Here is an 18567-nt window from a genome sequence, read left to right on the forward strand (position 1 = left end):
CGGTGACCGTGATCTTCTGGGACAGGTCGCCCCGCGCCACCGCCGTCGTCACCTGGGCGATGTTGCGGACCTGGTCGGTGAGGTTGCCCGCCATGAAGTTCACCGAGTCGGTCAGGTCGCGCCACACGCCACCGACGCCCGGCACCTCGGCCTGGCCACCCAGCCGGCCCTCGCTGCCCACCTCGCGGGCCACGCGGGTCACCTCGTCGGCGAACGAGGAGAGCTGGTCGACCATCGTGTTGACGGTGTTCTTCAGCTCTAGGATCTCGCCGCGCGCGTCCACGTCGATCTTCTGGGACAGGTCGCCCCGCGCCACCGCCGTGGCCACCTGGGCGATGTCGCGGACCTGGCTGGTGAGGTTGCCGGCCATCGCGTTCACCGAGTCGGTGAGGTCCGCCCACGTGCCGGACACGCCGGGCACCTCGGCCTGGCCGCCGAGCCGGCCGTCCGTGCCGACCTCGCGGGCGACGCGGGTCACCTCGGAGGTGAACAGCGAGAGCTGGTCCAGCATGCCGTTGAAGACGGTCGCGATCTCGCCCAGCAGGCCGTCGGAGTCGTCCGGCAGGCGCGTGCCGAAGTCGCCGTCGCGCACCGCGGTCAACCCGGCGAGCAACTGCCGCAACTCCGGTCTGTCGACCGCGTCCCCGGCACCGCCCGCACGCCCGCGCCCAGCCCGCCGACCGCTCTCGGTCGTGGTGTCAGCCATGCCCCACCCTCGTTTCAGCACATCGAAGCAAGACCGGCGTCCACCGCCACCTTCTTGAGCGATCGACAAACCGAACACACGCTACACACACCACCTCCCACCTAACCGCCCGCGTCGACCGCGTGGGGGAGGGAGCCCGAACCGATCGTCACCGGATCGTCGGGTGGTGGCCGCGTTCGCTTCGAGGGCCGTTGCCAGGGGTGCGTCCGGCCGGGCGGGTGGATCGGAAGCCGCCGGCTACTCGCGGACGCCCGCCAGGGCGAAGAACTCCTGGCGCGACCGCGCGTCCTCCCGCAGCACGCCGTGCAGGGTGGAGGTGACGGTCCGGGTGCCGGTGGCGCGCACGCCGCGCAGCGACATGCACAGGTGCTCGGCCTCGACCACCACGCCGACGCCCTGCGGCGCCAGGTGCTCGCGCAGCCAGTCGGCCACCTGCTTGGTCAGCCGCTCCTGCACCTGCAGGTCGCGCGCGAACAGCTCCACCACGCGGGCGAGCTTGGACAGGCCCAGGATCCGCTCGCCGGGCAGGTAGCCGACGTGCGCGACGCCGTGGAACGGCAGCAGGTGGTGCTCGCACAGCGACTGCACGGGGATGGACCGCACCAGCACCAGCTCGTCGTAGCCCTCGTCGTTGGGGAACGTCGTCAGGTCGAACTCGCGCGGGGTCAGCAGCTCCGCGTAGGCGTGCGCGACCCGCCCCGGGGTGTCGGCCAGGTGCGGCGAGCCGGGGTCGCGGCCCAGCGCCACCAGCAGGTCGGCCACCGCCCGGCGCGCGGCCTCCACGTCCACGCCGCCGCGCCCGCGGAGCACCTGCGGCCGCGGGTGCTCCGCGGGCGCGGCCGGGGCGTCGGCGGTCATGGCTCCTCCTTCTATCGACAACTCCGACTAACCTTAGAAGTCAGCCGGAGATTCAGTCAACGGAAGTTGGTTTTAGAGATGGCCGAAGCCGACCGGTCGTGGGCGGCGCACGTCTCCGCCGTCGCCGCGCTCGCCGAACCCACCCGGCGCCGGCTGTACGAGTTCGTGGTGCGGCGACCCGCGCCGGTGAGCCGGGACGAGGCCGCCGAGGAGGTGGGCGCGCCGCGCACCACCGCCGCGTTCCACCTCGACCGCCTGGTCGCCGAGGGGCTGCTGGAGGTCGTCCACGAGCGCCGCACCGGGCGCAGCGGCCCGGGAGCCGGCCGGCCCGCGAAGCTGTACCGGCGGTCCGAGGCGCAGATCGCCGTCTCGCTGCCCGACCGCCGCTACGAGCTGGCCGCGCTGCTGCTGGCCGACTCCGCCGCCGAGGCCGACGCGTCCGGCGAGCCGCCGCGCACCGTGCTGCACCGGCGCGCCCGCGAGTTCGGCCGGGAACTGGGCCGTGACGTCGGCGGCACCGCCCGCGGTGCCGAGGACGGCCGGCCGGCCGCGTTGCGCGTGCTGGAGGGCCTCGGCTTCGAGCCGCGGGCGGTGGGCGCCTCGGTCGTGCTGGGCAACTGCCCGTTCCACAGCCTGGCGCGGCGGCACGTGGACCTGGTGTGCGGCATGAACGCGTGCCTGCTGGAGGGGCTGCTCGACGGGCTCGGGACCGACCTGGCGGCCCACCTCGCGCCCGCGGCCGGCCGGTGCTGCGTCCGCATCGAACCGGCCGCCGGCGCGGGGTGAGGCGCCTGGTCGACCTGCCGACCGCCGGGCGGCGCGGTGGTGCGAGAGGGGCCGGCCGACGCGGCCAGGACCGCGCCGCCGACGACCGCCACGACGGCGCCGACGACGACCGGGGACATGCGGTGTTGCCCGGGTTTCCGCGACATCGCACTCCTTCGTGCCGTGGTTCTGGGAACGCTCCCAGAACCTCCGTCCGAACCCTCCGACCACGATTCGGTCCCCCCGACGCCTCCGTCTCAACGGGCCCGCACCTCATCCGGCACCCCGAAGGAGGTTGAGGCGGGTCCGTCCGGGTACCTGTCGGGCTACGCGCGTCGAATCGGTGTTCGATGGCGTGCTACCGAGAGGAGTCGCCTGGTGGACCCGGCCGCCCTCGCGTACGCCGGTGCCGGGGTGGCGACCCTCCTGGCGGCGTTGCTGCCCCGGTTGCTAGGGCGTGCGCCGATCTCCATGCCCATGGTGTTCCTGGCGGCCGGGGCGGTGGTGTTCTCGGTCGCCGACTCGTTGCCCGGTCCGCTGCCCGCGCGGCACGGGTCGGTGACGGTGCACCTCACCGAGCTGTGCGTCATCATCTCGCTGATGGGCGCCGGGCTGGCGCTGAACCGGCCGTTCAGCCTGCGCGGCTGGTCCACGACCTGGCGGTTGCTCGGCATCACGATGCCCCTGTCCATGCTCGCGGTCGGGGTGCTCGGCTGGGGGGCGCTCGGCTGGGGGCTGGCCTCGTCGTTGCTGCTCGCGGCCGTGCTGGCGCCCACCGACCCGGTGCTCGCCGGCGAGGTGCAGGTGGCCGAGCCCGCGGACAGCGGCGAGGAGGACGAGGCGCGGTTCGCGCTCACCTCCGAGGCCGGGCTGAACGACGGGCTGGCGTTCCCGTTCACCTACGCCGCCGTGGCGATCAGCGTGGTCGGCGCCGCGCCCGACGCCTGGCTGCCGCACTGGCTCGCGGTCGACGTGGCGTGGCGGCTGGCCTGCGGGGTGCTCGTCGGGCTGCTCGCCGGGTGGGGCCTGCGCAAGCTGTTCTTCGCCGCGCCGTCGGAGAAGCTGCGGCTGGCCGAGCACGCGGAGGGCTTCGTCGCGCTCGCCGCCACCTTCCTGGCCTACGGCCTCACCGAGCTGGCCGAGGGCTACGGCTTCGTGGCCGTGTTCGTCTGCGCCTGCACGATCCGGGCGGCGGAGCGGTCGCACGGCTACCACCGCGTGCTGCACCAGTACGTGGAGCAGGTCGAGCGGATGCTCACCGTGCTGATCATCTTCCTGCTGGGCGGCGCGGCGGTCACCGGCCTGCTCGCCGGCACCGGGTGGCGCGACGTGCTGGTCGCCGCCGCGGTGCTGCTCGTCGTGCGGCCCCTGGCCGGGGCGATCGCCCTCGCGCGCGGCAAGACGGGCCCCCGCGAACGGGCCGTCATCTCCTTCTTCGGCGTGCGGGGCGTCGGCTCCCTGTTCTACGTGGCCTACGCGGTGCAGGAGGGCGACTTCGCCGACCAGGACGCGATCTGGCGCGTGGTCGGCCTGGTCGTGATCGGTTCGATCGTCCTGCACGGCATCACGGCGACCCCGGCGATCCGCCTGCTGGACCGCGTCCGCGCCCGGGCCGCGCGCGACCGGCACGGCGACCCCGACCAGGCACCGCGCACCCCGGTCTGACCCCGCTCGCCGATCGCAAGGCAAGCGTCAGGTGCGCGGCCCCGCCGCGGTGCCATGATCAGGACCGGTCGCGCCACCCGCGCGGCCGGGCAACGGTCGGCGAGCAGGAGAGCGGGGTCGGGTCGCGTGACCGCCATTCCCGGTGGGCAGGACCCGGACGCACTGCTCCTGATCTGCGACAACTGCGGTCGCGCCTACCAGGGCGACACCCGCGTGCCGTGGCTCGCGCTGTGGTCCGCGGCGGTCGGCGCGGGCTGGCGCGGCCGGGACCGCGCGATCGGGCCGCACCACTGCGCCGACTGCCCGCGGTGACCGCCCGGGTGACCGCGCCTGCCAACGATCGAGTGACAGTGCCGTTCCGACGGGCGGTTAACGGGTAGCCGCTGGACATGGACGCTCCGCGAACGGCCGCCCTCCTCGGCCCGGCGCTGCTCGCGCTCGTGGCCTGCGGGGGCGGCTCGGACAGCGGCATGACGCCCACGCCCGCGACGCCCGCCACCGCGCCCACCACCGCGCCGGGGTCGTCGCCGCAACGCCCCGCGACGGTCCTGCGCGGACAGGTCGAGCCGGGCGCGGAGGCGGGCTGCCTGCTGCTGTCGACCGACCGCGGCCGGTTCCTGCTCCTGGGAGGCGACCCGCGCGTGCTCACGGCGGGCGCCGAGGTCGAGGTGGCGGGCACGGTCCAGGCCGGGCAGGCCACGACGTGCCAGGAGGGCACGCCGTTCTCGGTCACCGAAGCGCGGGCCGTGCCCGCCACCAGTCGATGAGGCGGGGGTTGAGCATGAGCACGACGGCGGACCGGCAGCAGGACAGGCGCTTCTTCGGGCACCCGCGGGCGCTGGCGCACCTGTTCGGCGTCGAGATGTGGGAGCGGTTCTCGTTCTACGGGATGCAGGGCATCCTCACCATCTACCTGTACTACAGCGTCGCCCAGGGCGGCCTCGGGCTGCCGGAGGCGAGCGCGACCAGCATCGTCGGCGCCTACGGCGGCCTGGTGTACCTGTCGACCATCGTCGGCGCGTGGGTGGCGGACCGGCTGGTCGGGTCCGAGCGCGTGCTGTTCGGCAGCGCCGTGCTCATCATGCTCGGCCACATCGCGCTGGCCGTGCTCCCCGGCTTCGCCGGCGTGGGCGTCGGGCTGGTCGCGGTCGCGCTGGGCAGCGGCGGCCTCAAGGCCAACGCCACCGCGCTCGTCGGCTCCCTGTACGAGGAGGGCGACGAGCGCCGTGACGCCGGCTTCTCGCTGTTCTACCTGGGCGTGAACCTCGGCGCGTTCATCGGTCCGCTGCTCACCGGCCTGGCCCAGCAGCAGCTCGGCTTCCACTACGGCTTCGGCCTGGCCGCCATCGGCATGGCCGCCGGCCTGACCCAGTACTGGTTCGGCCGGCGCAAGTTCGGGCCCGAGGTCAACGTCGTGCCCAACCCCCTGCCGGCCGCGCGCCGCCTGCCGGTGCTGGGCATCGCGCTGCTGGTCGTCGCGATCGCGGCCGTCGCGGCGCTGACCGGCCTCGTCGGTCCGGCCAACCTGTCCGACGTGGTCATCGCCGTCATCGTCGTGGCCGCGATCGCCTACTTCACCGTGATCCTCTCCAGCCGCCGGATCACGCCCGTCGAGCGCCGCCGCGTGGTCGCCTTCATCCCGATGTTCCTGGCCAGCTTCGTGTTCTTCGCGCTGTTCCAGCAGCAGTTCACCGTGGTGGCGATCTACGTCGACCAGCGGGTCGACCGGTCGCTGTTCGGCTGGGAGATGCCGGTGTCCTGGGCGAACTCGATCAACCCGGTGTTCGTCATCCTGCTGGCCGGCGCGTTCGCGGCGCTGTGGACGAAGCTGGGCTCGCGCCAGCCGTCCTCGCCGGTGAAGTTCGCGCTCGGCACGGTGTTCATGGGCCTGGCGTTCCTGCTGTTCCTGCCCACGGCGGGCGGCGCCGCCAACAGCACGCCCCTGCTGATGCTGGTCCTGATCCTGCTGGTCTTCAGCGTCGCGGAGCTGCTGCTGTCCCCGGTCGGCCTGTCGCTGTCCACGAAGCTCGCGCCCAAGGCGTTCCACACCCAGATGGTCGCGCTGAACTTCCTGTCGATCGCCCTGGGCACGGCCACCGCGGGCTCCCTGGCCGAGTACTACAGCGCCGAGCACGAGGCCGCCTACTTCACCGCGGTGGGCGGCGCGGCGGTCTTCTTCGGCGTGCTGCTGGCGCTGGCGTCGCGGCCGATCCGCCGGCTGATGAGCGGCGTGCACTGACCGCCACCCCGCGCGGCCGCGCGGAAGTCGCCCCACTCCTCCCACAACCGGTTCGGTCCAGTCCTAACCGGACCGAACCGCGCGGCACCGAAACTAGGAACCACGCGAACGGTGACGAGCGGGCGACCCCGGTGGCGGCCCGCTCGTCACCGCACGGTCACGGCGAGGACGGGAGCAGGACCTCGTAGGGCAGCGTCGTCGCCGAACCACCGCGGTTGCGGGCGAGGGTGAAGGCGCCCTGGGTGCTCGTGGCCCGCGCGTCCCGCCACTCGACGAACCGCAGGTCGTCCACGTCCACCCACGCCGGCTGCGCGGACGAACCCGCCACCTTCAGGTACGGCATCACCATGTTCCCGCTCGTCGGCCCCGCGTCCAACTCCGACACCGCCAGGTCGACGACCACCCGGTGCCACTTCCCGTCCGCGGGCACGTCCACCGCCTTGGTGTAGGTCGCCACGATCTCCGACGTCGGGTCCTCGGCCGGGTTGCTGTCGTCGAAGTGGTAGATGTCGAACCGGACCTCCGCGGTCGCGGTGGACGAGCGGCGCACCTCGGTCACCAGCGAGTACGACGGCTCGGGATCGGTCGGCACCGCCTTGCCGCCCTCCTCCCGGTACGCCCGGTGGCGCGGCAGGGCGATGCGGGCGATCGGCCTGCTCTGCACCGAGTCCCCGTCGCGCACCTCCAGGCGGAGCGCGCGCAGGCCCTGCGCCGCGTCACCGGGCCGGGTGCCCTCGCGCTTGCTGTTCACGCTCCAGTGCACGGCCTCGCTGATCGAGGCGTCGGCGGTCTCGTCCTCGAAGTGCCCCCACCCGTACAGGTCCCGCCCGATGTCCACGCCGGCACCGCCGGTCGGCCGCACCAGCGCCGACGGGGCCACGGGCAGGTCGACCACCGCGCCGGCCGCGACCTCCCGTTCCTCGGCCCGACCGGCGGGCGGTTCGGCGACCAGGCGGCCGGTGTGCCGTTCCAGGACGACGTGGGCCGGCGTGCCCTTCTCCCGGGGACGCGTGCGCACATCGCCGTTGTCGTCCCGGTAGGACTCCAGCGGCAGCGTGCTGCGCTCCCACACGCGGGCCAGGACGCGCTCGGCCGCCGAGTCGGTCACGGGCACCGGCTTGTAGTCCACCAGCTCCAACGGGTACAGCCGGGCCTCCAGCAGCTTGTCGCCCTCCCACACGGTGCGCAGGAACGCGCTCGCGAAGGTGGACAGGAAGTTCTGCTCGAACACGAAGTTGCCCAGGCTGTAGGCGATCAGCTTGCCCTTGTACCACTCCACGCCCTGCAGCACGTGCGGGTGGTGGGCGACCACGACGTCCGCGCCCGCGTCGATGGCCTTGCGGGCGATCTCGCGGATGTTGTCCGACGCCGCCTCCTGGAACTGGAAACCGGCGTGCACCTGGACCATCACCAGCGGGGACGACTTCGCGACCTGCTGGATCTGCGCGGTGGACGCCTTGTCGTCCCACTTGGCCGCGCCGCCGTGACCGCGCCGGGCCACCCAGTCCTGCACCTCCGGGTAGACGGCCGCCAGCGTGGCCCACATGCCCGCCACCTGCTCGTCCGACGCGCGCTCCTCGGCCGCGCTGAACCGCTCCCACGCCTCGCGGATGCGCCGCGGCGCGGACGGCACCCCCGCCGCCGGGTAGCCCCACGTCCGGCTCTCGTACTGCCACCGGTCGGACTCGGCGACGTCGTCGGGTTGCCGGGCGGTCGCCGGCGGGAAGCTCTCGTTGACGAACGAACCGTCCACGCTGGTGTACGCGAGCACGCCGACGCCCGTGCCGGCGACCTCGCGGCGGTGCGGTTCGGCCGCCTGGGCGGCGTTCGCGCCCGCGCCCACGGTCGCGATGCCCGCGCCGGACAGGGCGGCGCGCGTGTCGGCCACGCCGGCGTCGAGGAGGTCGCGGGAGTGGTTGTTGGCCAGCACCGCGAGGTCCGCCGACAGCGCGCGGAGACCGGCCACGGTCGGCCCGGCGGACTGGAGGATGTAGCGCTTGCCCGGGTAGGCGGCCGTGGCCGGCTTGTCGCTGATGACCGTCTCCACGTTGACGGTCCGGAAGTCGGCGGCGGCGAACGCGGGCGCGATGGCGGACACCACGTCCTGCGCGCCCGCGGCGGCGTCGTCCGCCGGGATCAGGGGCTCCGAGCGCCCGCTGGACTCCTCCTGCGCCGGCACCGCGTACCGCCTGCCGAACATCACGTCGCCCGCCGAGTGGACGGCGAACCGGTTGGCGCCGCGCGAGAACAGCTTCACGTCGACCTGCTTGCCGGAGTCCGACCAGCCCAGCGGCACGGGCTCGGCCAGGTGCCCGGCCGCGGTCACGACGGTCATGGCCGGCCCGGGCAGCTCGGGCACGTCGACCACGCCGTCGTCGTCGGTGGTCAGCGGGACCGGACTGCCCAGCGGCGAGTGCACGGTGACGGTGGCGCCCTCCAGCGGGTCGCCGGACTCGCCGGTGATCTTGAGCCGCACGGCGATGCTCCGGCCCCCGGCCGGGCGCAGGCAGCCGTCGCAGTCCGCGTCGCTGACGGCGTAGACCACCGCTCCCGCCGTGAGCACCACGACCAGGGGAATGGCAACCCAGGGCCACCGGTGTCTCAACGTGCTGAACATGCCCACAACAAAAACCCTTCCGTGGTATTGGCGGCACTCCGCGTGCCGGGACCGGCTCGTGCCGGTGGAGCGGATCGGTGGTCCGCCGGTTCAGTCGTCCAGTGCCTTTCCCAGGGAGTGGACGACGGGTTCCCAGTTGCCGGGTGAATCCCGGGTGGTGCGGTTGAGCTCCACGTGCGCGAAGAAGACGCCGTGCCCGGCCGCGACGACGCCCTGCCCGTTCCGCCTGCCTTCCAGGTCGCCGCAGTCGCGCGCCCACGCCCGGCACACGCGCAGCCGCCCGTCCAGCTCGTCGGCGACCCGGGCGATCGACGGGTCCTCCCGCGCCGCGCCGGGGGAGAGCACCAGGTCGGCGGACGGCAGGCTGTCGTCGTCGAAGCCGTGCAGCTGCACCTGCGGCACGCCGTCGCGCGAGTGCCGCTCGGCCGCCGCGTGGAACAGGGAGTCGGTGCGGTGCGCCGCGTCACCCGCGCCGTCGGCCGCGCGGCGGTGCGTCCCCGCCACTGACAGCACGGAGCCGGGCACCCGGCGGAACAGGGCCAGCCCGATCTCGGCGGTGTGCAGGTCGTTGGCGGGGTGGGGCACCTGCACCGCGAGGCGCACCGGGCGGGACAGGTCCACCACGTACAGGCCCCAGCTCCGCTCGCCACCGGTCTCGGCGACCGCGAGGGCGTAGGGCCGGCCGGTCGTGGCGTCCACGGCCCGGAGCACGGCGAACCCGAGCGACCGCAGGTCGTCGTCCCCGGTCGACGGGGTGGCCCCGAGCCCGGTCACCGCGTCGGCGAACGCCTCGCGCTGCGCCGCGGTCGGTGGCCGGTAGGGCGCGTCCTCGCGCAGCGAGGCCGCGAAACCGGTGACCCGCTCGCCCAGTTCCGCGGTCGGGTCGGTCGAGGGCGGCGCATCGTCGGAAAGGCCGTTCGCGTAACACCCGGCGAGCGAGATGCTGATCACGGCGAGAAGAAACAGATAACGTCGCCGTGGGCGAATATAGATCACCTATGTAAATCACATTCACTCGTTCGACACACCGCCGCACCCCTTCTGGTTAGGACTTGGGAACTTTGTGGTGCACAATCTACGGGCTGTATCAACCGGGGTTGCGCGTTCGGGGGCGCACCCTTCTCCTTTTGGGTGACGGGGTCGGAGAGAATTTTCGTGCGCCAAAAAACGGCTACTGTCGGTAACGCCCGGCTCAGACGCCTGCAGGAGCAATTACCGGAAGCGGCGTTCCCCGCCACCGTCCGCCTGCTGCCCGCGGCACTGCTCGTGCTGCTCCTGGCCCTGGCCGCGACCACGGGCGTGCTGCTGGGCGCGGACGGTGCCGACGAGGTGCCCGTCGCGTTCCGCGAGTCCCAGCAGGAGATCGCGCTCGGCGTGGCCCGCTCGATCGGCGCGACGGCGAACCAGGGGCTCGGCGAGATGCGCAACGCCGCCGCCGACGCCGCGGGCCAGCCGGACCGGGTGCTGGACGCCCTGACGCGCAACCGCAAGTGGCGCGGCGCGGCGGTGCTCGCCGAACCCGGCCGCTCCCTGCTCGCCTCCCGCGGTGAGCAGGTCCCGGTGCAGGCCGTCCCGCCGGCCGTCGGCGACGCCGCGGTGACCTCCGCGCTCGCACCCGGCGGCGAACCGGTCCTGCTCCTGACCACCGCGCTGCCGGGCGGCCGACTGCTCGCCGCGACCACGGCCGTGCGGCTGCCCGAACCGGACGCGGACCGGGTCCTCGACCAGTCCTACCTGGTCACCACCCTGTCCGGCCGGGTCATCGCCGCCACGGGCCCGCTGGCCCAGGACCGCGCCCCGGACGTCGAGCGCTCCGTCGCCGACGCCGCCCGGGCCGCCGTCACCGGTCCCGGCGTGCTGCTCGGGACGCCCGCCGACCGCGTCCAGCGGACCTACGCCCACGCCCGGGTCGCGCCGTCGAGCAGCCCCGACGGGCTCGACCTCGCCGTGGTCGCGGTCGCCGCGGGCCCGCTGCACAGCGGCTCCTCCGGCACCTCCGGGATCATCCCCGCCGCGCTCCTGGCGCTGCTGGCCGTCACCGGGTTCGTGGTCGTGCGCCGCGTCGTCACCGGTCCCGTCCTCGCCGCGCGCGCCGACCTGCTCTCCCTCGCCTCCGGCGACCTCGACACCACCATCCGGCCCGCCAGGACCGCCGAGGTGGCCAGCGTCGTCGCCGCGGCCCGGCTGTGCTCGGACCGCCTGAACGGCCGTGACGGTGACGTCGAGCCGGTCCGCGGACGGCAGGTCACCGCGCGCGCCACCGCCGGTGTGCTCGCCGTGTCCGTCTTCGCCTGGTCGGCCGGGATGCTCGTGGCCTTCCGCCCGGTCGAGGTGGACATCCCCGCGGGCGTCGTCGCCGGCGTCCGCGCGCAGACCGCGAGGGCCACGGACGCCCTGCGCCGCAGCGTGAACGACGGGCTGGCCGACCTGTCCGCCGTCGCCGCCGGCGCGGGTTCGCCCGAGGCCCTGCGGTCCGCGCTGGAGCGGATGATGGCCGACCAGACCCGCTACCGCAGCCTCTACCTGGTCGACCGCTCCGGCCGGGCGGGGGAGCCGGTCGGCCGCCCGCCCCTGCGCATCGGCGAACCACCGGCGACGGCGGCGGGCCTGCGCCAGCAGAACCACGCCGGCCGCGTGCCGGTGATCTTCGCCGAGGTGCCGCTGGAGGACGGTTCCACCCTGGTCGGGGAGTTCGACCTGGAGCACCTCGCCGGCCTGCTGGGCCACGTGCCCGGCCACGCGCGGCTGATCGACGGCGACTTCCGCACGATCAGCGCCACGGACGGCTTCATCGCGTTCGAGCAGGTCACCGACCCGGCGCTGCGGGACGGCGCGACCCGCGCCCAGCGCGGTGACGCCGTGGGCGACGTCCAACCCGGCGACGACGGACCGGGCATCGTCTCCGCCGCCGCCGTGCTCGGCGGCGAGGTCGGCCGGCTCGGCTGGACCGTCGTGTCGGAGAAGCCCGGCGCGGAACTCGCCCTGCCCGTCAACGACGTCCGCCGCTACGCGCAGCTGGTCGCGCTGATCGCCGCGCTGGCCGCGCTGTTCGGCTACGGCTGGTTGCTGTTCTCGGTGCTCGGCCCGCTGCGGCGGGTGTCGCGGGCCGCGGACGGCCTCGTCCGGGGCGACTTCACCTCGGTCATCTACCCGCAGCGGCACGACGAGGTCGGCACCATCGCCTCGTGCCTGGAGATCTGCCGCCAGGCGGTGACCCAGGGCCTCGACCGCCTGGGCGAGGTGCGCCGGCCGCGCGGGGCGGCCACCGACCCCACCCAGTTCCTCAAGCCGGTGGAGAAGCCCGCCGCGCACACCGCGCCGCCGCCGGTGCGCCGTGCCGCGTCCCGCGCCGGTGCCGGGAAGGGCTCGGCATGACCTACCTCTACGTCGTCTTCGTCCTGCTCACGGCCGGCACGTTCGCCGCGGGCGTGGTCGAGCAGCGCAGGCACCTCGCCCAGCTCGCGAGCATCGAGCACCGGGTGCTGGTCAACGGCATCCGCGGCAAGAGCTCCATCACCCGCCTGTGCGCGGGCGCGCTGCGCGGCGGGGGACTGGTCACCACGGCCAAGACCACCGGCACGGCCGCCCGGTTCATCCACCCCGACGGCAGCGAGGAGCCCGTCTACCGCAAGTGGGGCATCGCCAACGTGGTGGAGCAGATCGGCATCGTCCGCCGCGCCGCCGCCTACCGGTCCGACGCGCTGGTGATCGAGTGCATGGCCGTGATGCCCGACCTCCAGGAGATCAACCAGAGCAAGCTGATCCGCTCCACCATCGGCGTGCTGTGCAACGTGCGCGAGGACCACCTCGCCGAGATGGGCCCGACCCTGGACGACGTGGCCCGGTCGTTGAGCCGGTCCATGCCGGTGGGCGGGATCTGCGTGACGGCTGAGGTGGACCGGCTGCACCTGCTGGAGCAGGAGGCCGCCAAGCGGGACTGCGAGCTGATCGCGGTCGACCCGGAGTCGGTCACCGACGAGGACATGGCGGGCTTCACCTGGGTCACGTTCAAGGAGAACGTCGCCATCGCGCTCAAGGTGGCGGAGCTGCTGGGGGTGAACCGGCGCTCGGCGCTGGCGGGCATGTGGTCCGCGCCGCCGGACCCCGGCGTGCTGTCGGTGCACACCCGGGTGGCGGGGGACAAGCGGATCAAGCTGGCCAACGTCTTCGCGGCGAACGACCCCGAGTCCACGCTGATGAACATCGAGCGGCTGCTGGAGCAGGGGTCGATCAGCCGTCCCCTGCACGTCGTCATCAACTGCCGGCCCGACCGCGTGGAGCGCAACCAGCAGATGGGCGCGCTGGTCGCGCGCATCGACCCCGACCGGGTGGTGCTGATCGGCGATCCGACGCGCAGCGCCCTGTCCACAGTGGACGAGCGGTGGCGCGACCGGGTGACCGACCTGGGTGGCGCGCGGAGCGCGGAGGAACTCCTGGACGCCGTCCTGGCCGAGATCGAGTCGACCGCGTCGCTCGTGGCCATCGGCAACATCCACGGCCAGGGCGAGGTCTTCCTGGAAGCCGTCGAGCACCTGGAGGAACCACCGGCCGACGAGCCTCCCCGCGCGCCCGCGCGGGCCGAGGAACCGGCCGCCCCGGCCCATCCGGCCACCCAGCCGCGTCCCGTCCCGCCGCGCAGGACCGACGACGCACGCCGGCCCCCGTCCCCGCGGCAGGGGCGCCCGCTGCCGCACGAGCGGCACCCCGCGCAGCAGCGGCGGCCCGCGCCCCGACCGCCTTCGGACGCCGCCCGCAACGCGTCGGCCGAGACGCAGTTCATCGACCCGGCGCGCGGGCGGCCACCGGGTGGCGACCCGCGACGGGCGCGGGAAGCGCACCACTCCGCACCCGATCGGGCGCACCAGGCCCCCGACCAACAGCGGCACGCACCCAACCCCGGGCGTCCCGGTCCTGGGCACCGGACCCCCGAGCGCCCCGGAGCCGAGCGCCCCGGAGCCGAGCACTCCAGAGCTGAGCGTGCCGGAGCCGAGCGTGCCGGAGCCGGGCACTCCGGAGCCGGGCACTCCGGAGCCGAGCGCCCCGGAGCCGAGCGCCCCGGAGCCGAGCGCCCCGGAGCCGAGCACTCCAGAGCCGAGCGCCCTGGAGCCGAGCGCCCCGGAGCCGAGCGCCCCGGAGCCGAGCACTCCAGAGCCGAGCGCCCTGGAGCCGAGCGCGCCGGAGCCGAGCGCGCCGGCGGCGGGACGCCTCGTCCCGCCCGCCGCCCGTCAGCCGAAGACAGCGCGCGCGGCAACCTCTTCGAGGCCGCCGGGCCGGACCGCCCCGCCCGCGACACCCCGCCGCACCCCGACCACCGAGCCACCCCTCGACCCTGGAAGCAGTCGTGACCAACGGATCCCTCCTCCTGCCGGAGGTCGCCACCCTCGGCCTGGCCATCGGCCTCGTGTTCTCCCTGGCCTGCTACCTCACCACCAACCTCTCGCCCGGCGGCATGATCACGCCCGGCTGGCTGGCCCTGACCCTCGTGGAGGACTACCGGCGCGCGCTGCTCGTCGTCGTCATGAGCGGTGTGACGTACGGGGCGGTGAAGTTGTTGCAGCGCGTCGTCATCCTCTACGGGAAGCGGTTGTTCGCCGCCGTGGTGCTCACCGGCGTGCTGCTCCAGACGACGCTGTTCATGCTGATCCAGAGCGACTTCCCGCTGCTGTTCGCGCACCAGACGCTCGGGTTCGTGGTGCCCGGCCTCATCGCCTACCAGCTCGTCCGCCAACCACCGCTGGTCACCGCGATCGCCACGAGTACCGTCAGCGCCGCCGGATACGGTGTACTGGCGAGCGGCGTGCTCATCGGGCTGGTGCCCACGGTGTGAAGTGGTCGGTGCGACAGGCGATGAAGGCGGGACGGCGGCACCTCCGGGTGCCTCGGGTGGGGGTGGCGGCGCTGGTGGCCGCCGCCCTCGCGGTCGCGCTCGTCGTCTGGTGGCCGGACGCGCCCACCGGTGGCCCGACCGACGAGCCGGGACCGGTGACCGAGCAGGCCGAGCGGCTGGTCTACGAACGGCTCGACGCGCCCGCCCGCACCGTCGTGCGCGACCAGGCCACCGGGGTCGTCGTGGCGGTGCTCACCGACGGTGCCCGCACCGCCCAGCTCGTCGGCCCCCGCCGCTCGTTCAGCGAGCCGAAGGCCACCTCCGCCACCGTCAACACCACGTCCTGGGTGCGGCTGCTGCCGCAGCCGTGGCGCGTCGGCGCGGAGGCCGAGGACTGGTTCACCGACTGGTTCGCCCGGGCGCGGGCGGACACCGGCCCCGACGTGCTCGCCGTCGCCACCGAGTACCTGATCGACATGCCGGACGGCGTCGACGCCAACGGCGTGCGCTTCCGCGGTGACGCCTCCTTCGGCCCGGTCAAGCCGTCCGGCTCGGGCCGCCAGGAGCAGTCGGACTTCTACGACTACCTGGGCGTGCCCTGGGACTTCCCCAACGGCCCCAGCGCCCGGCCCGAGCAGAGCCGCTACGGCGCGGTCGACTGCTCGGGCTACGTGCGCCTGGTCTTCGGCTACCGCCTCGGCATGCCGCTGCTCGGCGTCAACGCGCCCGGACCGGGCATCCCCCGGCGCGCCTACGCCATCTCGGAGTTCGGCCCCGGCGTGCAGCTCGTGGCCAACGAACGCCGCCGCGCCACCGACTACAGCCGGCTCCAGCCGGGCGACCTGGTGTTCTTCGAGGTCGAGGACGACCCGGACACCCTGGACCACGTCGGCATCTACCTCGGCCTGGACGACGGCGGCCACCACCGCTTCATCTCCAGCCGCGAGCGCATCAACGGCCCCACGCTCGGCGACGTCGGCGGCACGTCCCTCCTGGACGACGGCGGGTTCTACTCGACCGCGTGGCGGTCGGCCCGGCGGCTGTGACCGGCGCGGGCCACGTCCCCCTGACGACGTACGACCGCTGCCGACGGCCCGGACCCGGCTTACCGTCGGGGACGACAGCCGTGTGAGTCGCACGTCCACGCGGAACGGACCCGGGCGAGAGGAGCCCGCCATGAGCGCCCCGATCGTGGTCGGCGTGGACGGTTCCGACACGGCGGTGGAGGCCGCCGGGTGGGCCGCCGCCGAAGCCGCCCGCCACCGCGTGCCCCTCAAGCTCGTGCACGCCTACGTGCTGCCCACCCACAGCTACCCGGAGCTGGTGCTGACCGGCCCGGAGGTCCAGCGGGCGTTCGAGACCCAGGGCCGGCAGTGGCTGGACGACGTCGCCGGCACCGTGCGCGCCGTCGCACCTGAGGTCGAGACCTCCCTCGTCGTCGCCCCGCCGACCGCGGCGCTGATCGCCGAGTCCCGCACCGCCCGGCTCGTCGTGGTCGGCTCGCGCGGCCTCGGCGGCTTCTCCGGCCTGCTGGTCGGCTCGGTGGCCGTGGCGGTGTCCACGCACGGCGCCTGCCCGGTTGTCGTGGTGCGCGACCCGGCGCCCGGGGACGGCCCGGTCGTCGTCGGCGTGGACGGTTCACCGGTCAGCGAGGAGGCGATCGCCTTCGCGTTCGAGGAGGCGTCCCTGCGCGACGCGCCCCTCACCGCCGTCCTGGCGTGGACCGACTTCCAGCTCGACAGCCCGTTCGGCTCGTGGGCCACCGTCGACTGGTCGCAGGTCGAGGCCGACCAGCGCCAACTGCTGGCCGAACGCCTGGCCGGTTGGCAGGAGCGGTACCCGGACGTGCGCGTGGACCGCCGGGTCGTCCGCGGCGGCCCGGCCCGCGCCCTGCTCCAGGCGGCGAGGGACGCCCGGCTCCTCGTCGTGGGCAGCCGCGGCCGCGGCGGCTTCACCGGCATGCTCCTGGGCTCCACGAGCCAATCGCTCGTCTACCACGCCACCTGTCCGCTGGCCGTCGTCCGACCGCGGCACGTCACGCGGTGAACACCAGCGCGGTCAGGCACGCGAGCGTGGTGAGCACGCCGACCACCAGCGGCACGCGGACGGGAACGGCCCCGCGCCCCACGCCCGCCCACACCGCCACGGCCGCGACCAGCGCGATCAGCACGCCCGGCACGACCCGCAGGCCGCCACCACCCCGGGCCGCCGCCTGGAGCAGCAGCACCGAGCAGGCCGCCGCGCTGAACGCCGTGCGCCGCCACGCCAACCCGGTGCGCTCCGGTTGCAGGCCGCGATCACGCGAGCCGGTCACGCGACCACCACCAGGACACCCGCCGTCACCGCCACGAGCAGCACCCCCACCGCCAGCACCACCAGCACCGGGCTGCGCGGCAACGGCCGGTCCGCCCGCATCGCCCGCTGCACCGCCCGCCACCGGGGGTAGCTGGTCGCCGCCAGCACCGCCGCCAACGCGATGCACATCAGGCCCAGCAGCAGCGTCGCCCCGGGGAACGCGAAGGGCGGCACCAGCTGCCCGACGGCCACCCCGCCCGCGAGCAGGCCCAGCGCGGTCCGGATCCACGCCAGGAACGTCCGCTCGTTGGCCAGGGTGAACCGGTAGTCCGGCTCCCGGTCCGCGGGTGGCCGCTCCGGCTCGCCGTGCATCGGACCTCCGTCGTCGCGGGCGACCGCCTCGTGACGGCCGGTCGGCAGGCTAACCCGCGGCGGGTCGTCCCGGCGGCGCGCCGGTCAGGCGGCGAGCCCGGTCTTCAGGGCGCGGGCGATGCGCACCGCCCGACGGGCCTGGAAGGCCACGGCGTCCAGTTCCAGCTGACCGGGCGGGTTCTGGCCGTTGTTCGAGATGTGGCTGGTGCCGTAGGGGTTGCCGGCCTGGAACTGGATGGGGTCGGCGTAGCCGGGCGGCACGATGACGCAGCCCCAGTGGTAGAAGGTGTTGTTCAGGGCGGTGATGGTGGTCTCCTGGCCGCCGTGCGCGGTGCCCGCCGAGGTGAACGAGGTCGCCACCTTGTCGACCAGCTTGCCCTGCGCCCACAGCGGACCGGTGGTGTCGATGAACTGCTTCAACTGCGCCGTCGGCAGTCCGTACCGGGTGGGCGTGCCGAAGATCAGCAGGTCGGCCCACTCCAGGTCGTCCAGGGTCGCCTCGGGGACGTCCTGCGTCTGCTTGACGTGGGCGGCCCAGCCCTCGTTGCTGGCGATGGCCTCGTCCGGAGCCAGCTCGCGCACCTTGCGCAACCGCACCTCGCTCCCATCCTCCGCCGCCGCGGCCGCGGCCCGGGCCAGCGCGTACACGCTGCCGGTGGCCGAGTAGTAGACGACAACGGTCTTGAGGTCGGACATCGGAACTCCCGTGGCATCGACGACTGTCGCCAAGGTGTACCCGCTCGACGCCGATCCGATCGGGCTCATCACTCGTTGGTGGCCCGAGACCACCCGGAGCACCAGCCGCCCGGGCCGGGACCCGACCACTGTTTGCGCTAACAACGCGGTGCCGAGCCTTCTCCGTCGAGGCGCATCAGAACGCCAATGGTATGCCGTGGCACGCAGATGAGCTGGTCGTTCGACGGCGTTCGACAGGTCGACGATGATCGACTCGTGGAGTTAGCGCTCACATTTCAAGGGCTCCAACTCGTTGACGGTCCGCGTCGGCCTGGCTACATTGATCCGAAAGTTGAATCGCTCTCACCGAAACAATCGGCCGCCGGCCCTGGCCTTCCGGCTGCCGCCGCCGCCCCCCGTGGACCGGCGCCGAGTCGTGACAAGCAGGCCTCTCCCCACCTCGACGAAGAGGAGCACGCTCATGGCCGGATCAGGCCTTCACCCGCCCACCGCCGCCGCTCGTCGTGGCGGGCACCGCCTGGTCGGTG

16 protein-coding genes and 2 pseudogenes are annotated in these 18567 nt (G+C 74.0%); 10 read left to right on the forward strand and 8 right to left on the reverse strand.

Annotated elements, in window-relative coordinates:
• A pseudogene (locus ACIGNX_RS34245) lies at window positions 1-706 on the reverse strand (HAMP domain-containing protein); the annotation flags it as partial.
• A 237-nt stretch (window positions 707-943) separates the two neighbouring features.
• Entirely contained in the window at window positions 944-1564 is a 621-nt protein-coding gene (gene folE, locus ACIGNX_RS34250) for a GTP cyclohydrolase I FolE (RefSeq protein ID WP_396545644.1), read from the reverse strand.
• A gap of 78 nt (window positions 1565-1642) precedes the next feature.
• On the opposite strand from folE, the gene ACIGNX_RS34255 reads away from it, so the two are divergent.
• From ACIGNX_RS34255 to ACIGNX_RS34275, 5 genes are all read left to right on the forward strand, one after another.
• Window positions 1643-2350, forward strand: coding sequence for a helix-turn-helix transcriptional regulator (locus ACIGNX_RS34255; RefSeq protein ID WP_396545646.1), 708 nt, complete (start codon window positions 1643-1645; stop codon window positions 2348-2350).
• A gap of 357 nt (window positions 2351-2707) precedes the next feature.
• A complete protein-coding gene (locus ACIGNX_RS34260; RefSeq protein WP_396545648.1) occupies window positions 2708-3994 on the forward strand; it encodes a cation:proton antiporter in 1287 nt (428 codons plus the stop codon).
• Window positions 3995-4120: 126 nt separating this feature from the next.
• A complete protein-coding gene (locus tag ACIGNX_RS34265; protein ID WP_396545650.1) occupies window positions 4121-4306 on the forward strand; it encodes a hypothetical protein in 186 nt (61 codons plus the stop codon).
• Window positions 4307-4383: 77 nt separating this feature from the next.
• Entirely contained in the window at window positions 4384-4761 is a 378-nt protein-coding gene (locus ACIGNX_RS34270) for a hypothetical protein (RefSeq protein ID WP_396545652.1), read from the forward strand.
• 14 nt (window positions 4762-4775) lie between these two features.
• Window positions 4776-6233 (forward strand): peptide MFS transporter, encoded by a 1458-nt coding sequence (locus tag ACIGNX_RS34275; protein WP_396545654.1) that lies wholly within the window; start codon window positions 4776-4778, stop codon window positions 6231-6233.
• Between the two features lie 157 nt (window positions 6234-6390).
• On the opposite strand, the gene ACIGNX_RS34280 is transcribed toward ACIGNX_RS34275, so the two are convergent.
• A complete protein-coding gene (locus ACIGNX_RS34280) occupies window positions 6391-8796 on the reverse strand; it encodes a CapA family protein (RefSeq protein WP_396545656.1) in 2406 nt (801 codons plus the stop codon).
• A 144-nt stretch (window positions 8797-8940) separates the two neighbouring features.
• Window positions 8941-9801 carry a hypothetical protein gene (locus ACIGNX_RS34285; RefSeq protein ID WP_396545658.1) on the reverse strand — a complete coding sequence of 287 codons (861 nt, stop codon included), beginning with the start codon at window positions 9799-9801 and terminating at the stop codon, window positions 8941-8943.
• Between the two features lie 204 nt (window positions 9802-10005).
• Here ACIGNX_RS34285 and ACIGNX_RS34290 point away from each other — a divergent pair, with 204 nt between their 5' ends.
• Both ACIGNX_RS34290 and pgsB read left to right on the forward strand, forming a co-directional pair.
• Window positions 10006-12225 carry a HAMP domain-containing protein gene (locus ACIGNX_RS34290; protein WP_396545660.1) on the forward strand — a complete coding sequence of 740 codons (2220 nt, stop codon included), beginning with the start codon at window positions 10006-10008 and terminating at the stop codon, window positions 12223-12225.
• Window positions 12222-13361 (forward strand): annotated as a pseudogene (gene pgsB, locus ACIGNX_RS34295) (poly-gamma-glutamate synthase PgsB); the annotation flags it as partial. The gene ACIGNX_RS34290 and the pseudogene pgsB, both read left to right, overlap by 4 nt.
• A gap of 265 nt (window positions 13362-13626) precedes the next feature.
• Here pgsB and ACIGNX_RS34300 read toward each other — a convergent pair.
• Window positions 13627-14244, reverse strand: coding sequence for a pentapeptide repeat-containing protein (locus tag ACIGNX_RS34300; protein ID WP_396545676.1), 618 nt, complete (start codon window positions 14242-14244; stop codon window positions 13627-13629).
• Between ACIGNX_RS34300 and ACIGNX_RS34305 the strand changes: the two genes are divergently transcribed.
• From ACIGNX_RS34305 to ACIGNX_RS34315, 3 genes are all read left to right on the forward strand, one after another.
• Window positions 14192-14677, forward strand: a complete 486-nt coding sequence (locus ACIGNX_RS34305) for a poly-gamma-glutamate biosynthesis protein PgsC/CapC (protein WP_396545662.1) — start codon at window positions 14192-14194, stop codon at window positions 14675-14677. The genes ACIGNX_RS34300 and ACIGNX_RS34305 overlap by 53 nt on opposite strands.
• Window positions 14678-14733: 56 nt before the next feature.
• The gene (locus ACIGNX_RS34310) at window positions 14734-15723 is read left to right on the forward strand and encodes an NlpC/P60 family protein (RefSeq protein WP_396545664.1); all 990 of its coding nucleotides are present in this window, start codon (window positions 14734-14736) and stop codon (window positions 15721-15723) included.
• Between the two features lie 130 nt (window positions 15724-15853).
• Window positions 15854-16723 carry a universal stress protein gene (locus ACIGNX_RS34315; RefSeq protein ID WP_396545666.1) on the forward strand — a complete coding sequence of 290 codons (870 nt, stop codon included), beginning with the start codon at window positions 15854-15856 and terminating at the stop codon, window positions 16721-16723.
• On the opposite strand, the gene ACIGNX_RS34320 is transcribed toward ACIGNX_RS34315, so the two are convergent.
• The 3 genes from ACIGNX_RS34320 to wrbA form a co-directional block, all read right to left on the reverse strand.
• The gene (locus ACIGNX_RS34320; protein ID WP_396545668.1) at window positions 16713-16991 is read right to left on the reverse strand and encodes a DUF202 domain-containing protein; all 279 of its coding nucleotides are present in this window, start codon (window positions 16989-16991) and stop codon (window positions 16713-16715) included. The genes ACIGNX_RS34315 and ACIGNX_RS34320 overlap by 11 nt on opposite strands.
• On the reverse strand, window positions 16988-17344 hold the full coding sequence (locus tag ACIGNX_RS34325; protein WP_396545670.1) for a YidH family protein: 357 nt from the start codon (window positions 17342-17344) through the stop codon (window positions 16988-16990). Before ACIGNX_RS34325 ends, ACIGNX_RS34320 begins: the two co-directional genes overlap by 4 nt.
• Before the next feature lie 84 nt (window positions 17345-17428).
• On the reverse strand, window positions 17429-18040 hold the full coding sequence (gene wrbA / locus ACIGNX_RS34330) for an NAD(P)H:quinone oxidoreductase (RefSeq protein WP_396545672.1): 612 nt from the start codon (window positions 18038-18040) through the stop codon (window positions 17429-17431).
• Window positions 18041-18567: the final 527 nt, after the last annotated feature.

Source organism: Actinosynnema sp. NPDC053489 (genome assembly GCF_044544865.1).
GTDB lineage: Bacteria > Actinomycetota > Actinomycetes > Mycobacteriales > Pseudonocardiaceae > Actinosynnema.

What these genes read in the sequence shown, in the direction of transcription:
- folE (WP_396545644.1), bottom strand. Translation starts at nt 1,564, where the DNA reads ATGACCGCCGACGCCCCGGCCGCGCCCGCGGAGCACCCGCGGCCGCAG.
- ACIGNX_RS34255 (WP_396545646.1), top strand. Translation starts at nt 1,643, where the DNA reads ATGGCCGAAGCCGACCGGTCGTGGGCGGCGCACGTCTCCGCCGTCGCC.
- ACIGNX_RS34270 (WP_396545652.1), top strand. Translation starts at nt 4,384, where the DNA reads ATGGACGCTCCGCGAACGGCCGCCCTCCTCGGCCCGGCGCTGCTCGCG.
- ACIGNX_RS34275 (WP_396545654.1), top strand. Translation starts at nt 4,776, where the DNA reads ATGAGCACGACGGCGGACCGGCAGCAGGACAGGCGCTTCTTCGGGCAC.
- ACIGNX_RS34300 (WP_396545676.1), bottom strand. Translation starts at nt 14,244, where the DNA reads ATGGCCAGGCCGAGGGTGGCGACCTCCGGCAGGAGGAGGGATCCGTTG.
- ACIGNX_RS34315 (WP_396545666.1), top strand. Translation starts at nt 15,854, where the DNA reads ATGAGCGCCCCGATCGTGGTCGGCGTGGACGGTTCCGACACGGCGGTG.
- ACIGNX_RS34325 (WP_396545670.1), bottom strand. Translation starts at nt 17,344, where the DNA reads ATGCACGGCGAGCCGGAGCGGCCACCCGCGGACCGGGAGCCGGACTAC.
- wrbA (WP_396545672.1), bottom strand. Translation starts at nt 18,040, where the DNA reads ATGTCCGACCTCAAGACCGTTGTCGTCTACTACTCGGCCACCGGCAGC.